The sequence below is a fragment of the Exiguobacterium sp. s95 genome (assembly GCF_018618655.1).
Lineage (GTDB): Bacteria > Bacillota > Bacilli > Exiguobacteriales > Exiguobacteriaceae > Exiguobacterium_A > Exiguobacterium_A oxidotolerans.
In genome coordinates, this window is record NZ_JACSMM010000003.1 from 27,181 (window position 1) to 47,635 (window position 20,455).

16 protein-coding genes are annotated in these 20,455 nt (G+C 45.2%); 14 read left to right on the forward strand and 2 right to left on the reverse strand.

What is annotated here, in order from left to right; all coding sequences use genetic code 11:
* Positions 1-9: 9 nt before the first annotated feature.
* From glpK to KNP99_RS07480, 12 genes are all read left to right on the forward strand, one after another.
* A complete protein-coding gene (gene glpK, locus KNP99_RS07425) occupies positions 10-1,500 on the forward strand; it encodes a glycerol kinase GlpK (protein ID WP_214765506.1) in 1,491 nt (496 codons plus the stop codon).
* Between the two features lie 137 nt (positions 1,501-1,637).
* On the forward strand, positions 1,638-3,311 hold the full coding sequence (locus KNP99_RS07430) for a glycerol-3-phosphate dehydrogenase/oxidase (protein ID WP_088836478.1): 1,674 nt from the start codon (positions 1,638-1,640) through the stop codon (positions 3,309-3,311).
* 561 nt (positions 3,312-3,872) lie between these two features.
* Positions 3,873-4,556 carry a DsbA family oxidoreductase gene (locus KNP99_RS07435; protein WP_088836479.1) on the forward strand — a complete coding sequence of 228 codons (684 nt, stop codon included), beginning with the start codon at positions 3,873-3,875 and terminating at the stop codon, positions 4,554-4,556.
* A gap of 33 nt (positions 4,557-4,589) precedes the next feature.
* Positions 4,590-5,579: a lipoate--protein ligase gene (gene lplA, locus KNP99_RS07440; protein ID WP_029332843.1), complete on the forward strand. Its 990-nt coding sequence runs from the start codon at positions 4,590-4,592 to the stop codon at positions 5,577-5,579.
* A 51-nt stretch (positions 5,580-5,630) separates the two neighbouring features.
* Positions 5,631-6,518 carry an SDR family oxidoreductase gene (locus tag KNP99_RS07445; RefSeq protein ID WP_215193145.1) on the forward strand — a complete coding sequence of 296 codons (888 nt, stop codon included), beginning with the start codon at positions 5,631-5,633 and terminating at the stop codon, positions 6,516-6,518.
* 125 nt (positions 6,519-6,643) lie between these two features.
* A complete protein-coding gene (locus tag KNP99_RS07450; RefSeq protein WP_214765571.1) occupies positions 6,644-8,188 on the forward strand; it encodes a fatty acid--CoA ligase family protein in 1,545 nt (514 codons plus the stop codon).
* Positions 8,189-8,309: 121 nt separating this feature from the next.
* Entirely contained in the window at positions 8,310-8,741 is a 432-nt protein-coding gene (locus KNP99_RS07455) for a methylglyoxal synthase (RefSeq protein WP_088836481.1), read from the forward strand.
* Positions 8,742-8,842: 101 nt separating this feature from the next.
* Complete coding sequence (locus tag KNP99_RS07460) at positions 8,843-8,998, forward strand: hypothetical protein (RefSeq protein ID WP_167331094.1); 156 nt, start codon at positions 8,843-8,845, stop codon at positions 8,996-8,998.
* A 131-nt stretch (positions 8,999-9,129) separates the two neighbouring features.
* Entirely contained in the window at positions 9,130-9,795 is a 666-nt protein-coding gene (locus KNP99_RS07465; RefSeq protein ID WP_088836482.1) for a response regulator transcription factor, read from the forward strand.
* 11 nt (positions 9,796-9,806) lie between these two features.
* Positions 9,807-11,174 carry a HAMP domain-containing sensor histidine kinase gene (locus KNP99_RS07470; RefSeq protein ID WP_239456836.1) on the forward strand — a complete coding sequence of 456 codons (1,368 nt, stop codon included), beginning with the start codon at positions 9,807-9,809 and terminating at the stop codon, positions 11,172-11,174.
* 110 nt (positions 11,175-11,284) lie between these two features.
* Complete coding sequence (locus KNP99_RS07475; protein ID WP_034801199.1) at positions 11,285-11,758, forward strand: competence protein ComK; 474 nt, start codon at positions 11,285-11,287, stop codon at positions 11,756-11,758.
* Between the two features lie 120 nt (positions 11,759-11,878).
* The gene (locus KNP99_RS07480) at positions 11,879-12,289 is read left to right on the forward strand and encodes a hypothetical protein (RefSeq protein WP_029332849.1); all 411 of its coding nucleotides are present in this window, start codon (positions 11,879-11,881) and stop codon (positions 12,287-12,289) included.
* Between the two features lie 72 nt (positions 12,290-12,361).
* Here the strand turns inward: KNP99_RS07480 and KNP99_RS07485 are convergent, their stop codons facing one another.
* Entirely contained in the window at positions 12,362-12,700 is a 339-nt protein-coding gene (locus tag KNP99_RS07485; RefSeq protein ID WP_029332850.1) for a hypothetical protein, read from the reverse strand.
* A gap of 59 nt (positions 12,701-12,759) precedes the next feature.
* Positions 12,760-13,140 (reverse strand): truncated hemoglobin, encoded by a 381-nt coding sequence (locus KNP99_RS07490; RefSeq protein WP_088836484.1) that lies wholly within the window; start codon positions 13,138-13,140, stop codon positions 12,760-12,762.
* A 138-nt stretch (positions 13,141-13,278) separates the two neighbouring features.
* On the opposite strand from KNP99_RS07490, the gene addB reads away from it, so the two are divergent.
* Both addB and addA read left to right on the forward strand, forming a co-directional pair.
* Positions 13,279-16,716, forward strand: coding sequence for a helicase-exonuclease AddAB subunit AddB (gene addB, locus KNP99_RS07495; RefSeq protein ID WP_251132491.1), 3,438 nt, complete (start codon positions 13,279-13,281; stop codon positions 16,714-16,716).
* A complete protein-coding gene (gene addA, locus KNP99_RS07500) occupies positions 16,713-20,264 on the forward strand; it encodes a helicase-exonuclease AddAB subunit AddA (RefSeq protein WP_214810692.1) in 3,552 nt (1,183 codons plus the stop codon). Before addB ends, addA begins: the two co-directional genes overlap by 4 nt.
* The last annotated feature ends 191 nt before the right edge of the window (positions 20,265-20,455 follow it).

Sequence of the window (20,455 nt, forward strand, 5' to 3'; positions counted from 1 at the left end):
GGGGAAGAGATGGAGAACTACATTTTATCATTAGACCAAGGAACAACGAGTACACGAGCGATTCTGTTTAACCAAGCAGGGGAAATCGTTCATTCCGCCCAACGTGAATTCACGCAGTATTTTCCAAAACCGGGTTGGGTCGAGCATAATGCGAATGAAATCTGGGGTACAGTCCTTGCAGTTGTCGCAACATGTTTAACAGAAGCGAACGTAAAAGCGAATCAAATCGCTGGAATCGGGATTACGAACCAACGTGAAACAGCAGTCGTTTGGGAAAAAGAAACGGGTAAGCCAATTCACAACGCAGTTGTTTGGCAATCCAGACAGACAGCTGAAATCTGTGAAGAGTTACGTGAAGCGGGTCATGGTGAATTGTTCCGTTCAAAAACTGGTCTTTTAATTGACGCTTACTTCTCAGGTACAAAAGTCAAGTGGATCCTCGATCACGTCGAGGGGTCACGAGAACGTGCAGAACGAGGAGAACTCTTATTCGGAACGATTGATACGTGGTTGATTTGGAAGTTGTCAGGTGGAAAAGCGCACGTGACAGACTATTCAAATGCCAGTCGGACATTGATGTACAACATTCATGAACTGAAGTGGGATGACGAATTACTTGAGATTCTTGATGTGCCTAAAGCCATGCTTCCTGAAGTCCGTCCGTCGTCTGAAATTTATGCGAATACAGCAGGTTATCATTTCTTCGGTGAGTCGGTTCCGATCGCTGGAGCAGCAGGCGATCAGCAAGCGGCATTATTTGGTCAAGCTTGTTTTGAAAAAGGAATGGCGAAAAACACATATGGTACAGGATGCTTCATGTTGTTGAACACAGGAGAAAAACCAGTCGTTTCGGATCACGGCTTATTGACGACGATCGCTTGGGGTGTCGACGGAAAAGTCGAATATGCACTCGAAGGAAGCATCTTCGTTGCCGGATCAGCAATTCAATGGTTGCGCGACGGCTTACGTCTCATTAATGATGCGAAGGAAACGGAAGCTTACGCAAAACGTGTCACTTCTTCAGACGGCGTCTATGTCGTTCCGGCATTCGTCGGACTCGGGACACCTTACTGGGATAGCGACGTCCGTGGAGCAGTCTTCGGCCTGACGCGTGGAACAGAAAAGGAACACTTCATTCGTGCGACACTCGAGTCGCTTGCGTATCAGACACGCGACGTCTTGACGGCGATGGAGCAAGATTCAGGAATTGAAATGTCAGCACTTCGTGTTGATGGTGGTGCTGTTAAAAATGATTTCTTAATGCAGTTCCAAGGCGATATCATCAATGCACCAGTCGAACGTCCGGAAATCAATGAGACGACGGCACTTGGTGCTGCATATCTTGCAGGACTCGCAGTCGGATTCTTTAAGGACAAAGAGCAAATCGCGGCACATTGGAAAATGGATCGTCGTTTCGAACCAGAGATGGATGGAACAGAAAGCGATGCATTATATGACGGATGGAAAAAAGCTGTCCAGGCAACGATGTTGTTTAAATGATGTGACATATGTTATATTGGGTATAAGTTAATAAACCGGTCGGAGAATATGGAGAGACCACAACAGCAGTTGGCATAGTCAGCTTGTTCGTTGTGGTCTCTTTTTTTCTTTTTCGAACCTAACAGGAGGAACTATTCATGGCTAACCAATCTTTTTCAAGCAAAAACCGTACAGACGTCTACAATCGATTGACACGTGAAGAACTTGACATACTCGTCGTCGGTGGCGGAATTACAGGCGCAGGAATCGCACTCGATGCTGCGTCACGCGGCATGAAAATCGGTCTCGTTGAAATGCAAGACTTTGCAGCCGGGACGTCAAGTCGTTCAACGAAACTCGTCCATGGTGGTTTACGTTACCTGAAACAATTTGAAATTCAAATGGTCGCTGAAGTCGGGAAAGAACGAGCAATCGTCTATGAGAACGGACCACATGTTACGACACCGGAGTGGATGTTACTACCGATGCATAAAGGTGGTACATTCGGACCGTTCAGTACGTCAATCGGACTCCGTGTCTACGATTTCCTAGCGGGTGTCAAACGTTCAGAATGGCGTTCGATGTTATCTGCAAAAGAAACACTCGCAAAAGAACCGTTAGTCAAACAAGACGGATTAAAAGGTGGCGGCTATTACGTCGAGTACCGGACAGATGATGCACGATTGACGATTGAAGTCATGAAAGAAGCCGTCAGTCACGGAGCACGTGTCGTCAACTATACGAAAGCTGAAGAAATCATCTACGAAGCAGGTAAAGTCGTCGGTATGCGTGTGACAGATCTCTTAACAGGAGATGTTCATGAAATCCGTGCTAAAAAAGTTGTGAATGCGACAGGACCATGGGTCGATGAGTTACGTGAGAAAGATGGTTCAAAAGTCGGGAAACAACTTCGTTTGACAAAAGGGGTTCACGTTGTCATCGACCAATCTAAATTCCCACTCAAACAAGCAGTCTATTTTGATACACCAGACGGTCGGATGATTTTCGCGATTCCACGTGACGGTAAAGCATATGTCGGAACAACCGATACGTTCTTCGATAAAGATACAGCGCATCCGAAATTCACTGTCGAAGATCAAGATTATGTCTTAGACGCGATTCGCTACATGTTCCCAGAAGTCAAAGTCACGGCGGAAGACGTCGAGTCAAGCTGGGCTGGTGTTCGTCCATTGATTTATGAAGAAGGGAAAGATCCTTCTGAAATTTCACGGAAAGATGAAGTATGGCAGTCAGAGTCAGGACTCATCACAATCGCAGGTGGTAAATTGACAGGATACCGCAAAATGGCAGAGCATGTTGTCAACCTGGTCGCGAAACTATTAAAAGAAGAAACGAACCGTGCCTATGCGCGTTGTTCAACAAAAAATATGCCAATCTCAGGTGGACATGTCGACGGAGCAAAAGGTTTCGAACGGTTCTTGAAATCGCAAGCACCAGCAAACGGACTCACTTCAGAAGAAGTCTTGTTCCTTGCGCAACGTTACGGATCAAACATCTCTGAAGTATTGACGTATGCTGCAGCTTACGATCAAGCAGAAACAAAACTTCCGCGTGATGTCTATGCACAGCTCCATTATGGAATTGAGCAAGAAATGGTCGCACGTCCAATCGATTTCTTTATTCGTCGGACTGGCGCTGTCTTCTTCAATATCGCTTGGGCACGTCAGTATAAAGACGCAGTCATCGAAGAGATGAAACAACACTTGAACTGGACGGAAGAACAAACGAAACAGTATACAGAAGAATTAGAAATTGAAATTAACGATGCGTCACACGCACTCGTTACTGAAACAGCTTCTGCCGCTAACTGAATGAAATAAGTGTGTAATGCCCCCGACGACACGTCGGGGGCATTTGAGGTTGTAGACAAATGCTTATGAAGCGTGAACATGCGATATCGAGATGCTATCAACTCGCGATTCCCTGTCCCGCCTCGTTTTCCAAGTGGCAATCGATCGCGCCGCTACAGCAAAGTTGCAGGAGCGCGACCGATTGCTTTTCGCGGTCTAAAGCGATTCAAGACGGATTGTGCTCTAAACCGTATGCATGCCTTTCCCTCACGGTATCACCTAAAAAGCGTCACGTGTCGTTGACTCCTACGGGTGAAAGTGCGTGTTTAACGCACTTTCAGAGGCAGGCAAGACCCTGCTCGTTGTCCATTAGGATCAAGGCGCAATGGCTTACGCCTCACCCGAGGAAAGCAACGAAAAAAACCGCTTTTATTTCTCGAGATCACTTTATCTACACGTTGTAATGCTCCCTACAATACGTCGGGGGCATTTTTCCATGACTTGAAATCAGATTAATTGCAAGAGGTGTCGCTGAGGATTATGCTTAGTCCATACTGAAAAATCAAAGGGAGTTGGAATGAAATGAAAGTAGAAGTATGGTCAGATTACGCGTGTCCGTTTTGTTATATCGGGAAAAAACGTCTAGAAAAAGCAATTGAAGCGAATGGAATGAAAAATGTCGAGGTCGAATTTAAAAGTTTTGAACTCGATCCGAATGCACCGGCTGAACCGACGAAAGGATTATATGAAATTCTTGCTTCGAAATACGGTACGACAGTCGAGGAAGCACGTAATATGTCACAAGGCATCGTTGAGTCAGCGAAAGCTGACGGATTAATGTACGAAATGGATCGTGTCGTTCCTGCCAATACATTTGAAGCTCATCGCTTGACTCAACTCGCGAAAAAACATGGTAAAATGGATGAGATATCGGAAGCACTCTTTCAGTCTTACTTCATGAAAGGGGAGAACTTGAACGATCCGTCAATCTTGACGCGCGTTGCGCAGGAAGTCGGACTCGACTCAGAAGAGGTTGAGGCATTCCTTGCATCAGATACTTCAACAACTGAAGTCCGGGAAGAAGAAGATATGGCACGCGAACTTGGTGTGACAGGAGTTCCCTTCTTCGTATTTGATCGTAAATATGCGATTTCAGGGGCGCAACCCGTTGAAGCGTTTAGCCAAGTGATGGACCGGATTCAAGCGGAACAAAAGATTGAAGTCGTAGCAGATGGTGATGCTTGCGGAGTCGATGGTTGTAACTAAAATCCAGGCTAACAAAAGGAGAACGTACCCTACATGAAACTTATCTTTCACCCTGAAATTCGAGATGCGCGGATTAACCTTGCTGTCGAAGAATTCATCTTGAATAACTTGAACGTCAATGAAGAAGACTATTTTTTATTTTATATCAATGGTCCTTCCATCATCGTCGGAAAAAATCAAAACACGAATGAAGAAGTCAACTTGAAGTACGTCGAGGATCATGGCATTCACGTTGTGCGTCGTCTATCTGGTGGTGGAGCGGTTTATCACGATGAGGGAAACTTGAACTTCAGTTTCTTGACGAAAGATGACGGTGATTCGTTTAATAACTACAAAAAGTTCACGGAGCCTGTCGTGCAAGCCCTTCACAAACTGGGCGTGGAAGCTGAGCTATCTGGGCGAAACGATATTCATGTCGGAACGCGTAAGATTAGTGGGAATGCTCAGTTTACGACCCGTGGGCGGATGTTTAGCCACGGGACATTGATGCTTGATTCGAATATTGAAGAAGTCGTCAATGCGTTAGTCGTCAGCGAAGAAAAAATGCGATCAAAAGGAATCAAATCAGTTCGTAGTCGTGTCGCCAATATTTCTGAATTCTTAACTGAACCGTTGACGATGGATCAATTCGTTGATCATCTGCTCGCTTCGATTTATGAAGGAAAAGAAATCGAGCGTTATACGTTGACGGAAGCAGATTGGGAAAAGGTTAATGCGATTTCAGCAGAACGGTATGGCAACTGGGACTGGAACTTCGGCAAGTCTCCGAAGTTTGATGTCATCCATAAAAAACGTTTCCCGATCGGAACGATTGATTTCCGGCTTAATGTTACGAAGGGCATCATTCAAGAAGCGAAAATCTATGGAGATTTCTTTGGTGTCGCGGATGCCTCGGAAATTGCTCAAGCATTAGAAGGAAAACGATACGACCGTGCGTCATTGCGGGAAGTATTAAGTCAGTATGAATTAAAAAAATATTTTGGTGCTGTCGAACTAGACGAAGTACTCGACGTTTTAGCATAAGCTTTTTTGGGAAAACTCTCTCTATCAACTTGCATAGGGGGAGCTTTTTTTATGGGCTACAATAAAGATAACTTTTTAAAAGGTACGTTAGAGGATTTCATCAATTTTGAACAGGTCTCAGAAGGGTTACCAAAAACAGAGGATAATCAACCGCTCCCTTACTATGAACGTGACGATTATCGTGCGGCCGGGAAATTAAAAGGCAAGGTCGCAATCATCACTGGTGGTAATTCCGGAATCGGACGTGCCGTATCGCTTGCCTATACGCTTGAAGGTGCGAAAATCGTCATCGCCTTCTATGGCGACCAAGAGGGCGCGGAAGAAACGAAAGCGCGTGTCGAAGAGCTTGGTGGGGAAGTGCTCCTGTCTAAAGGAGACATTGGAGACGCAGCTTATTGTGAAGAACTCGTTCAAAAAACAATCGACAAATTTGGCCGCCTCGATATTGTCGTCAATAATGCGAGTATGCAAAAACCAGAAGACTCGCTTCTCGATATTGAAGACAAGTCGCTGGAGAAGACATTCAAAACAAATATTTTTGGAATGATGCGTCTTGCACGTGCTGCTTTACCACACCTCAAGCAAGGATCTGCCATCATCAATACAACATCATCAACAGCATATGAAGGCAATGCCCTTCTGATTGATTATTCTTCAACAAAAGGGGCGATCGTCAGCTTCACGCGAAGTTTATCCATGAATCTCGCAAAACAAGGGGTTCGTGTCAATGCTGTCGCACCAGGTCCGATTTGGACACCGTTGATCACAGAGACGTTCCCCGATGAATCGGTAAAAACGTTTGGTAAAAATACACCGATGGATCGACCGGGCCAACCGGCAGAAATGGCATCCGCGTACGTGTTCTTAGCATGTAACGATTCGAGCTATATGACAGGACAAGTGCTTCATCTCAATGGTGGCGTCATCGTCAACGGATAATGATAAAGAACGTGAAAACGTTTCCATAAAATGATATACTATCCATACTAACGCAAGCGTTATGTATGGATTTTTTTTGCGTAAAAAATGAATGGTTGTTCATTTGAAGGGGGAAGTTAATGATGATGGGATTGATTCATTCTGTAGAGGAGACCGCCCGGAGAAGTCCGGATGCAGTCGCCTACGTCTTCGAAGACACGAAAGTCAGTTATCATGAGTTTGTCGAGAAGTTCCACCGGGCAGCAGGGGCATTAGAAGCGAACGGGATTCGCAAAGGAGATCATGTTGCATTGATACTTGGGAACAGTCCAGCGTTTTTAGTTGGGTATTATGCCATCATGAAGCAAGGGGCGATTGCGATTCCAATCAACCCAACATATACACCGGATGAAATCGGGTACATTTTGATGAATGGGGACGTTAAAGGAATTCTTGGGATCGCTCCGCTCGTCGAAGCAGCAAAAGCACGGTTAGTTCATTTACCGAACTTATCCGTTGTCGTATCGGTGCCGTTTAACGGGGTAATTGGCCCAAGCGAAAAAATCGGGAATGTTGAATTTACGACGTTAGAAGACTGGCTTTCCATCGAACATCCGGTCAAAGACGTGATGAATGAACTCGATGATACGGCAGTCATTTTGTATACGAGCGGAACAACAGGGAAACCGAAAGGCGCCATGCTCTCACACCGTAACTTAACATCAAATGCACAATCGATTGGTGAATACTTAAATGTGTCAGAGCGCGACCGGACGCTCGCTGTGTTACCGATGTTCCATGTCTTTTGCTTGACGGTCGTCGTTAACGCTTCACTTGCACACGGAGCATCAATCATCATTGCACCACGTTTTTCACCGCAAGAAACGTTTGAACTGGCGAAAAAAGAGCAAGTTACGATTTTTGCCGGCGTACCGACAATGTATAATTTCCTTCTTCAGACGGTTCAAGCCCACCCGCATTTTGCAGATTACTTTGCGTCGAGCCGATTATTCGTTTCCGGTGGAGCGAGCTTACCGGTTCCTTTACTTGAATCATTTGAAAAGACGTTCAACTGTCACATACTAGAAGGATACGGCCTATCAGAAGCCTCACCCGTCACGTGCTTCAATCCGTTAAATGGAATCCAAAAGCCGGGGTCGATCGGTCCGTCCATCATCGATGTCGAAAATAAAATTGTGGACGAACTCGGACAAGAATTACCGGATGGTCAAGTCGGAGAGTTAATTGTCCGTGGACCGAATGTCATGACGGGCTATTATAAGATGCCGGAAGAGACACAAGCGACGCTACGCGACGGTTGGTTATATACGGGAGATCTCGCGAGAAGAGACGAGGACGGTTATTTTTATATCGTCGATCGGAAAAAAGATATGATTATCGTTGGTGGTTACAATGTCTATCCACGTGAAGTCGAAGAAGTGCTCTATAAACATCCAGGGGTCGTCGAAGCTGCCGTAATCGGTGTACCAGATGAAGAGATGGGAGAAGCCGTCAAGGCATTTATCGTGTTAAAAGATAGCGTCACAGAAGCAGACCTTCTCGATTTTTGTGCGATTTCACTCGCGAAATACAAGTGTCCGACACGTCTCGAATTCATTGATCAATTGCCACGCAATACGACCGGAAAAATTTTACGGACCGTGTTGAAAAAACAACCATCCAATTCATGACATCCTTCTTAACCGACGACGTTCAAGCGTGAACATCGTCGGTTTTTTAGTCTATTCATGAAAATGAGAGGTTTTTGAAGGCGCGTTTGAGTGCATATACTCTAGAGAGGAGGACGATAAAATGAACATTGCATTGATTGCACATGACGAGAAAAAAGATGAGATGATCATGTTTGCCCGGGCCTACCAGGACTATTTAGCAAAGAATCAATTGTACGCCACGGGGACGACAGGGAAGCGGATCGTCGAAGCGACGGCGCTCGACGTACACCGCTGTAAATCTGGACCACTTGGTGGCGATCAAGAAATTGGCGCGATGGTTGCTCGAGGGGAAATTGACATCGTGATCTTTTTACGTGATCCGTTGACGGCACAGCCTCATGAACCGGATGTATCGGCCTTGATTCGCTTATGTGATGTCTATGACTTGCCGTTAGCGACAAATGTCGGGACGGCTGAGATTTTAATTAATGGGCTTGAACAAGGTGATTTTAAATGGCGTGAAATTATTCAAAAGCGACGGGAAGAGGAACAAGATAAATTTTCTTCGTAACAAACTGCTTGAGAACGCTTCTCATTTTCGTTTCATCGTGTTATAGTCGTATTGAAGATGATACTGATTATCAATTGCGATAGAAAAGGGCGGCGAAAACAATGGAAATCATTTTAATGACAGGTGTCACGGTCTTACTCGGTGGAGGAGCAACCTTCTTAGCACATATTGTAAAGACGGAACGTCGTCATATTGCGACAGATGTTAAAACGAACGTAGAACGTGCAACCTATCCATCGTTGCGCCTCGTAAAATAAATAGTGTTACTGACTAAACGCGCCTCTTTTTGGATAAAAGAGGGCGTTTTTTTCACATTTGGAGTGTTCTCACATAATTGTGCGGAATTCCTTTGATACACTACAAAAAAAGGACTTAGTCAGGAGTGACAGTGATGCATACGATTTATTTAGTGGATGATGAAGTGAATCTGAACCGCGTGCTCGTAAAATATTTAGAACAAGAAGGATGGCAAGTGAAATCGTTCACCTCTGGGGAAGCGGCAGCTTCAGCGATTATTGAAAAGCCTGATTTATGGGTGCTCGATATTATGTTACCGGATATGGACGGATTTCAGTTGATTAAACGAATCAAGGCACATGATGAGACGACACCTGTTATTTTCATCTCTGCCCGAGACGAAGATATCGACAAAATCATCGGCTTAGAAATGGGCTCGGATGATTACATCGCGAAACCGTTTTTGCCAAGAGAACTTGTCATTCGTGTCAAAAAAATCTTAGCGCGCGCCTATGCGACACCAAAAACAGGAGTGATTCAGTATGGCGATTATACAATCTATCCTGAAAAACGAGTCATCGAAGAAAATGGTCAAGAAATTGATTTGACCTCAAAAGAGTATGATTTGTTGATTTTATTTGCGACACAAATCGGGACGCCAATGTCCCGTGAACAGATTCTTGTCAGTGTCTGGGGTGATGATTACTTTGGTTCCGATCGTGTCGTCGATGATTTAGTTCGACGAGTCCGGAAAAAATTATCCAAACTTGAACTAGAGACGATTTATGGGATTGGCTACCGGTTGGTGTCTGCATGAAGAATCGGAGTTTGGGATTTCAGATTTGGGCGATGTTTCTACTCGTCATCGCAACGCTCTCGATCGTTATCCTTGTCGTCATGCGGTCATCGATTGGAAACTTTATTGATGAACAGGTCTATTCGACGTTAGAAAACAGTGAAGTCTTCTTTTCAAAAGATGCTTCTGTCATCGACATGTTGCAGGACAATCCAATTGAATTTGATCGTCGAAAACAGGAGTCGCGTTCCGTTAATATTTTGTTGCTTTCGAAAAATGGGAAACTCTATTATGGGGGAGCCCCGCAACAATTGATTGATCAGATGTATCGTGATGCGATCAATCAAAAAGCAGAAACGGAAAAATATACGACGCAACTTGATAAAGAAGACGTCTATTACAGCATTCTCAAGATAGAATCGGAAGGGGAGACGTATTATCGTGTCTCTTATGTCTGGGATGCCTATCGTCAAGAACTGATTACGCAATTGTTTTCAAAAATTGGCTGGGTCGTCGTAATTGTGAGTATCTTGACATTGTTCATCGCTTTTTGGCTAGCACGTCGCTTGACGCAACCATTGATTGAAATTGAAGGTGCAGTCGGAAAGATTGCAGCGCAACAGTGGAATACGCCACTTCCTCTTGATCGCGGAGATGAAATTGGTCGTTTGGCACGATCGGTCAATGCCATGCGCGTCGATTTAGAAAAGCAGGATAAAGCACAAAAAGCATTGCTACAAAATATTTCACATGACCTGAAGACACCAATCATGGTCATTCGCAGTTATGCACAGTCCATTTCTGACGGGATTTATCCGGATGGTGATTTGACGGGTTCGGTCTCGGTAATTGAGGAAGAGGCCGAGCGGTTAGAAAAGAAAGTCGCTGCCTTGCTTTATGTGACGAAATTGGATTACTTTGAATTAGATCGTTCTACATGGGATACGATTGATTTAGACCGAATGGTTCATTTACTACAAAGTCGTTTTTCAAGTACAAAGCCGCTTTCGTGGACGATTACAGGGGAAGCCGGTCTTGTACTTGGCGAAGGAGAACAATTACGGGTTGCACTTGAAAATGTAATTGATAATGCGATGCGATATGCTGAGACATCGATTGATATTCGTTTATCCGGGACCGAAGAGATAGCTCAAATCGAGATTGAAAACGACGGTCCACCACTCGATTCATCATCACCACTTTTTCATCAATTTTCACGTGGTAAAGAAGGTAAATTTGGTCTAGGTCTTTATATCGTAAAACGTATCGTTGAGCGTCATGACGGGGAAGTTTCAATCGAGAACCAAGCAGTGGGAAATGGAAAAGATAAAGTTTGTGTGATTTTCAAATTCCCACGTCATTTTAAGCCAGAGATGGACCAATCAACGAAAGAACTTTAAAAACGAGATAGCGATATCTCGTTTTTTATATTGGGAAATATCGAACAGTCGAGGGCGTACAGGTGGGTTCTTTGATATAAACAAAGTAATAGAAGAAGGGAGATAGTAGGATGCCACATAACATCACGGAAGAAACGTTAGCTCTTATTCCTCAGTACGGTCAATACGGGGAACCGCAAACACTACTTATTAAAGAACGGTCGGAACTTGTGCTCGAAGGACATCCGATCAAACTGATTGAAGAATCATGTTTGTATTTTGGTTCTTCGATGCGAGGAAGAATTGAAGCAGCACGACATATCTTAGGACCAAACCGAAAAACGCCGGTTTTAATTGATTGGCAAGCACAAACCATCTTCTTTCCGACGACAGCTAAAGAAAAGGCGGAGTGCATCTGGATTAACTTTAAACAAATGAAGACCGTTAAGAAGAGTGGCGGAAAGGTGCAAGTCGAGTTTCAAACAGGACAGCGGATTGATACGGCCGCATCTGCCTATAGTATTGAACGACAGCGGATTAAAACCCTAGAATTAGCTTACGAAATGCAACGACGCTTCCAGGGGACGGGACATGAACACGTTTAAAAAGTGCAGAAAAGTGGAACACTCTAACAGGAAACGTTACCAATGAGAGCGAAATGAACTTGAGTAGAAACTGAATGCGCATTGAAGGGGAGGTGAAGCGGCCGATCTGGTCGCTACACGATGAATGAATCATATGAATGGTTAAACCGTAGAAAATTACAGCCGGGCTTCGGTGTTAATGGAGGACGCCGTTTTATTAGTTCACGGATCGTCCGTCCAGAAAACACGCCCGGCAAACGAATTAAAGATATTAAGCGAACACGCCAACTCATCGTCGACGAGGCAGGAAATCGACGTTGGGTGACAAAGCGAGTAGTCGTCACAGATGCATCAAAACATATGACGATTAACCGCCGCACATCGATTGCGCAAAAAGAAGTAACAGAATCTCGCTTAGAGCAAGTGAAGCAAAAATTATCTTCGAAGAAAGTATTGATTCCCGTTTTAGCGGCGACAGGGCTTGCCGTTGCCGGAGGGGTACTCGCATATGTACTTCGTCGCAAAAAAAGAAACACTCCCGAGAGTGAATAAACAAGCGTATAAGAAAAAAGCCGCGTCCCTCATTTAATCCAGGGACGCGGCTTTCTCTATACATAACCTATCTTAAAGGAAACGTTTTCGAATCGAAGTTGAGAGTGCTTTCTCTGCAATTTCTTCGAGCTGTTTCAAATTCGTCGCGTCAAAACTATCATTATAGAAGCGACCAACGAATTCGACACGATCATAATCGAGTTCCTTGAAAATCAAATGCTTGTGGTCATCATAAAAGACGACACGGAAGTAATCAGAACCGCGCTCTAATGTGACGAGTCCTTTAATATGTTCGAGTTTCTTTTGCTCGTCAGACTTTTCTTCTTCAACCGGTTCCTCTGCAGTTTTCGCCTCTGCTTGTTCGAGTGCCGATTTCACTAAATCAGGTTTCTTATCTTGTTCTTCAGTCATAATTATCGCCTCCATCTTTCATTTTACATGGAAATGGACAGATGAGAAAGAAAAATCCCTCACGGTTCCTGATGAGCCTCACAAATCCGTAAGACGTTTAATGCACCAATTCGTAAGCGCTCCATCAAACGTTCAGCTACAGCTCGATTGGAAAGTGTCTCATAGATGGCCACTTCCATCAACTCCATCCAGCGAAAGGCGTGTTGCTGTTCAATTGGTAAGAGTCGGTGAATCATCGCTAAATTCGTCCGCGAATCATCTAACTCATATTGGCGTGGACCACCTGTTAAGTGTGTCAAAAAAATAACTTGCGCCTGCTCGACACGTTGACGATCATCAGGAAAAATCGGACGAAGTATGGGGTCGGCATAAACAAGTTGATAAAAGCGAGCGACTAGCTGTTCAAGCATCGGTTGTTTTCCGATGTCATCATATAGCATGGTATTCCTCCTGTCTAACTAATTTTAATTGGCTTCAGTGTAGCAAAAATAAGTAGAAAAATATAGCTTCAAAAACGGACGTTTGTTCGTGTTTTATGAGATAATGACGTATACAAAAACGAGCTAAGGGAGGAACTGATGACCATGAATCATATGCACCTCGGTCGTGCCGGAACCGGAAAAACCACAAAATTAATAGAGACTGTAATCAATGAGCTCGAGGAGCGACCACTTGGAGAGCCGATTTATTTTATCGTCCCCGATCAAATGTCATTTGAGATGGAACGTCGAATTGCGACGGATGCCCGCCTATCTGGATTAGTACGGATGGAAGTCATGAGTTTGCGGCGCTTTGCTTTTCATATCATGCGGGATCATGGCAATCAGGCGATTCCGTTTTTAGACGAGACAGGGACACAGTTGTTATTACGTCAAGTCGTCGAAGAAGTTGAAAATGAGTTAAAGATTTTCAAACGGACAAAGAATATGCCCGGGTTTTACAAGGGGCTTGATGAACTGATCGCTACGTTCAAACGTTCGCTCGTCGCTCCAGACATGTTACGTCAAATTAGCGGACTTTCTCCGGAACGCTCGCCGAAACTAAATGATTTAGCTCTGATTTATGAGCGGTTCTCAGAACGCATCGTGGATAAAGCGCTTCATGCAGATGATTACTATACAACGTTACTCGACTTGTTACCGACAGCAGGTCTTGGTAATACACAATTCTTTATTGATGGTTTCTATGAGTTTTCGTTACAGGAACAACAGGTGTTGCTTAAATTGATGGAACTAGCAAAAGAAGTGCATATCAGCTTTACAATCGATGTGAGCGATCCCTATGCGAAACAGACGGAGTTTGGGGTCTCCCAACGTTGTTATATGCAATTGCTCGAACAGATGCAAGACCGACAGCTCGAGCATGAAGAGGTCCATTATGAACGGACGATTAAGTTCAAGTCGGAAGGACTACAAACATTAGAACAATCATTGATGAGTCCTGCCTATCCTCCTGTCGATCATGAAGTGGACGGGGTCACGGTGACAGCTGCCGTCAATCGCCAAGTCGAAACGGAAGCCGCTGTCCGCCAGGCAATCCAACTCGTGCGCCAGCATGGTTACCGGTTCAATGAAATTGCTTTTATCGTACGACATCTTGAACCGTATGCGGATCATTTAGAACGTGCGTTTCAGCTCTATGATATTCCGTATTTCCTTGATAAGCGGGAAACGATGATTCATCATCCGATTGTTGAATTGATTCAGTCTGCTTTAGAGCTCGTCGTCGCCGGTTACCGTGAAGAAGCAGTCTTTCGTCTGCTGAAAACGGAATTGATGCCACTCCCGGCAGATGATCAACGGCTCGCGCTTGATCGATTGGAGACGTTTGTCTTAGAACGTGGCATTAAAGGCACGATGTGGCAAAAGCCGTGGCAATTGAAACGACGCTTAACGGATGAAGTCAGTCTGACGGCGGAGGAACTCGAAGAAGAGGATGAGTTAAACCGGATGCGTCAATTCGTCGTCGATGCGATTACCCCGTTACAAGACCGGTTGAAGAAATCAAAAACAATGAGTGAACATACGCGTTCGCTTTATCAGTTCCTTGAAGAACACCAGTTGACAGATCGGCTGTTCAGTTGGAAACAAGAGGCGCTCGAGCGCAATGAGCTCAGTCATGCCCGGGAACATGATCAAGTATATGAAGCGGTCTTACATTTACTTGAACAACTCGAAGCAGCAGCTCCTGAGACGGAACTGTCGACAGACTTATTCGTACAAATGGTCGAAACCGGACTTGAGAGTCTGCGCTTCTCACTCGTCCCACCATCGCTCGATCAGGTCATCGCGACGGATTATGTCCGGGGGCGTTTACAACGAGTAAAAGTCGCATTTTTACTCGGCGCGAATGATGGTATGATTCCGTTCGTCGAAGACCAGTCGAAACTATTGTCGGAAGGAGATCATGATTTCCTTCACAATCATGGAGTTCCGGTCGGTAAAGCGTCACTGGATGTCTTTGATGACGAATTATACTACCTGTACCACGGAGTGACGGCACCGAGTGAATCGTTGTATATCAGTTATGCTCTTGTTGATGAGGACGGGAAGGCATTACAACCAGCCTCCATCGTGAAACAAATCAAGTACCAGTTACTGCAAGACCGTCCTGTCAAAACACACTTCGCAGAAGCAGGAGAGCATGCACCAAATGATCAATTCGATTTCGTAACTGATCCCGACCGAGCGGCGGCTGCGACGGCAATCGAGTTACGCCGTTTACAGCGCCGGTATCCGATTCAATCGTCATGGTTTGATGTCTACAATGCATTGCTCGAGAATGGTCAAGGACGAGAACGAATGGCGTTACTCGTCGATGCGTTATTTTATCAAAACCGAGCAGATGAACTTCCAGACGACTTAGCACGTTCCCTTTACGGTGACAGCATCAAGGCGAGTGTCTCTAGATTTGAGACGTATAATGCGTGTTCCTATAAGCATTTTGCACGGTATGGGCTACGTTTGAAGGAACGAAAACTATATAAATTCGAGGCACCCGACATTGGAAATCTATTTCATGGCGCGTTAAATGATTTGTCCGTCAACATCAAGGAGTCCGGCAGAAAATGGCGTGATTTAGATGATGCATCGTGCACAGAACTTGCGAAAAATGCCGTGGAAAAAGTGACACCAGACATTCAAAATGCTATTTTGATGAGTTCGAATCGGTTCGGATACATTCAGAAAAAATTAACGGATGTCGTCGAACAAACGGCGAAGATGCTCGTCAAACAAGCAGAACGGTCTGACTTCGAACCTGATTTATTTGAAATCAGCTTTGGGAACGCGATGTTCCCGCCGTTACGGTTTACTCTGCCGGATGGAACGGAAATCGAATTCACTGGTCGAATTGATCGAGTCGACCAAGCGACGATTGGTGACCAATTGTACGTCCGGATTGTCGATTACAAGTCGAGTGCCCGAGCGCTTGATTTTGCTGAAATTTATTATGGTCTTGCGATTCAGATGTTGCTCTATTTAAAAACGGTCGTCGAACAATCAGAAGTCTTATTTAATCAACAAGCGAAACCAGCAGGCGCCCTGTACTTCCATGTCAAAAATCCGATGTTACGAAGTGATTTGTCGGCGGCTGAAGAAGAACGGAATCGTTTATTGCTCGAATCCTACCAGATGCAAGGTGTGATTGTCGAAAATGATGATGTGTTACGGGCGATGGATCAAATTGCGTTTGATGAACGGAAAAAATCGCCACTCGTCAAAGTGACGTTTACGAAGACAGGACTGCATAAATCACATACGAAAGGGGTCGTCAAAGAAGCGGAACTGAACGCGTTGATGGATCATGCCTGGGACGAATTGAAAACAAGCAGTGCCGAGATGTACGCGGGAGATATCGCCATCGATCCGTTCGACTATCAAGAGCGAACACCGTGTACGTTTTGCGAATACCGTTCGGTCTGTCAATTCGACGAATCGCTCGGGAACAGTTATCGTCAACTGGACCCTTTATCTGAAAAAGAAGTATTGGACCGACTGAAGGAGGAAGAGGAATGAGCGTCAATTGGACGGATGAGCAACAACAAGCAATCGATGCGCGCGGAGGACACATTCTCGTTTCGGCAGCAGCCGGTTCAGGGAAGACCGCCGTACTCGTTGAACGGTTGACGCAACGCGTCATCGATCAGGAAGATCCACTGACAGCAGATCGGATTTTAGTCGCGACGTTTACAAACGCTGCCGCAAAAGAAATGAAAACGCGTGTCATCGAGGCGATCGAAGCGAAAATCAAAGAAGCCCCAGACGATGTTTATTTGAAGAAGCAGCGTCAGATGATGAACCGGGCACAAATTACGACAATCCATTCCTTCTGTTTATCAATCTTACGGGAAAACTATTATCGAATCGGGCTGGATCCGGCTTTTCGAATTGCGGATGAATCCGAATTATTGTTGTTACAAGATGATGTACTGGAAGAGGTCTTTGAAGAATTTTACGCTGCCGCCAATCCGGCATTTTATGAATTGATTGATAGTTATACTTCCGATCGGGACGATCAGGCAATGCTCTCTCTGATTTCAAACTTGTACCGGTTTTCGCGTTCGCTACCAGATCCAGACGGTTTTTACGAGCATCTGCTTGCACAATACGACCAGCCGGTTGATCCTGATGAATCTTCGTTGCTGACACGACTCCTTGAATTAGAATGGCAAAAAATCGCACCGCTTTTAGAACGTTACCTTGAGCTCTCCTATCGTTTGCATCAGTCCGGCTATACAGAAATGGCGGAGCTCCTAATGCGTGACATTGAACCGTTACGCCGTATTAATCCGGCGACTGATCGTTGGACGACGGTCGCACTGACGTTCCAAGCTGTCGAGTTCGGACGCTGGAAAAGTCCGCGTGGGGATGAGGCGATTAAAACATTTCAAACGGAACGGACGCGTCTCGTCAGTGAGTTGAAAAAGCGTCAGGAACTATTCGTTCAAAAAGAGGGTGTCGACTACCTCGAAGATCTTCGGTCGCAACTTGGACATGTCGAGATGATCGTGACACTCGTCCGAAAGTTTGCTGAAGCCTATCTCGAAGCCAAACAAGAACGGGGGCTTGTCGATTTTTCCGATTTGGAACATTTTGCTTTAGCCGTTTTAGAAGAAGACGGGGCACCGACCGATGTCGCCCGCTTGCTTCAAGAACGCTTCGTCGAAGTGCTCGTCGATGAATACCAAGATACGAACGAAGTGCAAGAACGTATCTTGACGTTAGTCTCCCAATCAGACGAACAAACCGGTAATTTATTTATGGTCGGTGACGTTAAACAATCGATTTATAAATTCCGTCATGCTGAGCCGGGACTTTTTCTTGATAAGTTCAAGCGATTCCGGCAAACAGATTATGGAACACGAATCGATTTGACGAAAAATTTCCGGAGTCGTCTTGAAGTCCTTGATGGGACGAATCATATTTTCAGACAAGTGATGGATGCCGCCGTCGGTGAAATCGATTATGACGACGCAGCCTATCTACGGCTCGGGAATCTGGGTTACTTCGAATCAGAACAAGTCGAACCGGAATTGATTTTAATCGATCAACAAGATGAAAATAAGGAAGAATTAGAGGCCCGTGCCATCGCAACCCGAATCATCGAGATGGTCAATGATGACAATCCCTATCTCGTCTTCGATGCTAAACAAAAACGTTTTCGAAAATGTGAATACCGTGACATCGTTGTGCTCGTTCGTTCACGTGGGAAACGCGTTCAAGCGCTCGTTGAAGTGTTTGAACAATATGAGCTGCCGGTATACGCGGACACGACAGGCGGTTACTTCCAAGCGACGGAAATTCAAATCATGATGGCATTATTAAAAACGATTGATAATCCGTTACAGGACATTCCATTCGCGAGTTTGCTCCGGTCGCCGATTTTTGGTCTGACCGATCGCGATTTAGGACGGATTCGTGCAAAATCGAAGGATACGAGTTTTTATGAGGCTGCCGTCCATGTGGCAGGCGAAGCGACACCACTCGGGATTCGAGTCGATGAAGCGTTACAACGTGTCAACCAATGGCGGACAGAAGCCCGTGGTAAGTCACTTGCTGCACTCATTCGCTCACTGTTTGATCAAACCGGGTATTTCGAATACGTCGGGTGTCTCGCAGGAGGACGAAGTCGTCAAGCGAATTTGAATGCGTTATACGAACGTGCAAAACAATATGAAGGAGCAGGGTATCGCGGGTTGTATCGTTTCCTACGACTGATAAATCGTTTGATTGAGCGTGGCGAAGACTTTTCCGAAGCTCGTTCACTAGGAGAAGACGAAGATGTCATTCGCATCATGACGATTCATCAATCGAAAGGGCTCGAGTTTCCTGTCACGATTGTCAGTCAGCTCGGAAAGCAATTTAATAAACAAGATCAAATCCAAGCCATACAATTACACAAAACGTATGGGATTGCGCTTGACGCGATTGATCCAATCAAACGCTTGCGGTCAGGTACATTGTTAAAAGAGGTCATTCGCCGTGAGATGGATCGTGAAATGAAAGCGGAAGAAATGCGAGTTCTTTATGTCGCGATGACCCGAGCAAAAGAAAAGCTGGTATTAGTCGGTTCAATCAAGGGATTAGATGAACAGTTGGTAAAATGGCAAGCTGCTCCACACGACGAATTATTGTTGCCGGAAATCGACCGTCGTAATGCGAAAACGTATGCAGACTGGGTAGCACCAGCTGTACTTCGAAACTTTATGTTACAAGAAGGAGAGCAACAATGGGCATTCCGGATCATGGAACTGAACGAAATTGCCCCATACCAAGAAATTTCGACGATGATTGAACAACTGGAACATGTCCGCTCACTTGAAAAAATTGATCGTCCTGAAAATGACGCTTTCAAAGCGCGAATCGAAGAAAGTTTTGCTTATCGCTATGCGCACCAGCTTGCGACCGAGACGGCAGCGAAGCAAACCGTGACTGAACTCAAACGGACCGAACAACTGGAGCGGGCAGCGTTTGAAGCGACAGAACGTCAAGCGACGTATTACCGGACCCCACAGTTCTTAGGCCCGGTCTTAACGGGAGCAGAACGTGGGACTGTCTTACACTTAGCGATGCAACTTTATGAAGCGGATCTGCCGCTCGCTGAACAAATCACGAAGTGGGAGACAGGTGAACGAATCTCAGAACAAGAAGCTTTGACGATGCGTGATGCGCAAAATCAGCTCGAGACATTCCTGTCCTCAAGCATCGGACGATTATTTGAGGAGCGTTTACGGACGGGAGACGTCTACCGTGAACTACCTTTCACGTACAAAATCGATGCCTCACGTTTTCGTACGGATTGGCATGGTCCCGTTGATCAAGCAGTCATGCAAGGGATTGTCGATTGTTTAATTCAAGACGGGGAGGATTATATTCTTCTCGACTATAAATCGGACCAAGTCTTCGAGACGAGCGCTGACCAAACGCCAGCTGAGATTCTTCATGAACGTTACGCGACACAATTGAACCTGTATCAAGAAGCTCTTGAATCCATTTTGAACATTTCTATCTCTCGAAAATTGATTTATGCATTTTCCTTAGAGCAAGTGATTGAAGTTATTTAACGAGTAAATAAGAGTAGGATTTCTTTTCCAGTAGGCGTCGAGGATGGAAGGTTCCGCTTTACCGCAATCAAATGGCCGATGATCCGATGAAACAGGGGGGATCATCGGTCATTTCTATGTGGATTTTTCCCAATCCTGACGTTCGTTTCTTTAAGGCATGCCTGCAAAAAACCTCTTCCCTTGTATATGAG

What these genes read in the sequence shown, in the direction of transcription:
- glpK (WP_214765506.1), top strand. Translation starts at nt 10, where the DNA reads ATGGAGAACTACATTTTATCATTAGACCAAGGAACAACGAGTACACGA.
- KNP99_RS07460 (WP_167331094.1), top strand. Translation starts at nt 8,843, where the DNA reads ATGGAAATCATTTTAATGACAGGTGTCACGGTCTTACTCGGTGGAGGA.
- KNP99_RS07445 (WP_215193145.1), top strand. Translation starts at nt 5,631, where the DNA reads ATGGGCTACAATAAAGATAACTTTTTAAAAGGTACGTTAGAGGATTTC.
- KNP99_RS07450 (WP_214765571.1), top strand. Translation starts at nt 6,644, where the DNA reads ATGGGATTGATTCATTCTGTAGAGGAGACCGCCCGGAGAAGTCCGGAT.
- addA (WP_214810692.1), top strand. Translation starts at nt 16,713, where the DNA reads ATGAGCGTCAATTGGACGGATGAGCAACAACAAGCAATCGATGCGCGC.
- KNP99_RS07455 (WP_088836481.1), top strand. Translation starts at nt 8,310, where the DNA reads ATGAACATTGCATTGATTGCACATGACGAGAAAAAAGATGAGATGATC.
- KNP99_RS07435 (WP_088836479.1), top strand. Translation starts at nt 3,873, where the DNA reads ATGAAAGTAGAAGTATGGTCAGATTACGCGTGTCCGTTTTGTTATATC.
- KNP99_RS07490 (WP_088836484.1), bottom strand. Translation starts at nt 13,140, where the DNA reads ATGCTATATGATGACATCGGAAAACAACCGATGCTTGAACAGCTAGTC.
- KNP99_RS07480 (WP_029332849.1), top strand. Translation starts at nt 11,879, where the DNA reads ATGAATGAATCATATGAATGGTTAAACCGTAGAAAATTACAGCCGGGC.
- KNP99_RS07430 (WP_088836478.1), top strand. Translation starts at nt 1,638, where the DNA reads ATGGCTAACCAATCTTTTTCAAGCAAAAACCGTACAGACGTCTACAAT.
- KNP99_RS07475 (WP_034801199.1), top strand. Translation starts at nt 11,285, where the DNA reads ATGCCACATAACATCACGGAAGAAACGTTAGCTCTTATTCCTCAGTAC.
- lplA (WP_029332843.1), top strand. Translation starts at nt 4,590, where the DNA reads ATGAAACTTATCTTTCACCCTGAAATTCGAGATGCGCGGATTAACCTT.
- KNP99_RS07485 (WP_029332850.1), bottom strand. Translation starts at nt 12,700, where the DNA reads ATGACTGAAGAACAAGATAAGAAACCTGATTTAGTGAAATCGGCACTC.
- addB (WP_251132491.1), top strand. Translation starts at nt 13,279, where the DNA reads ATGACCATGAATCATATGCACCTCGGTCGTGCCGGAACCGGAAAAACC.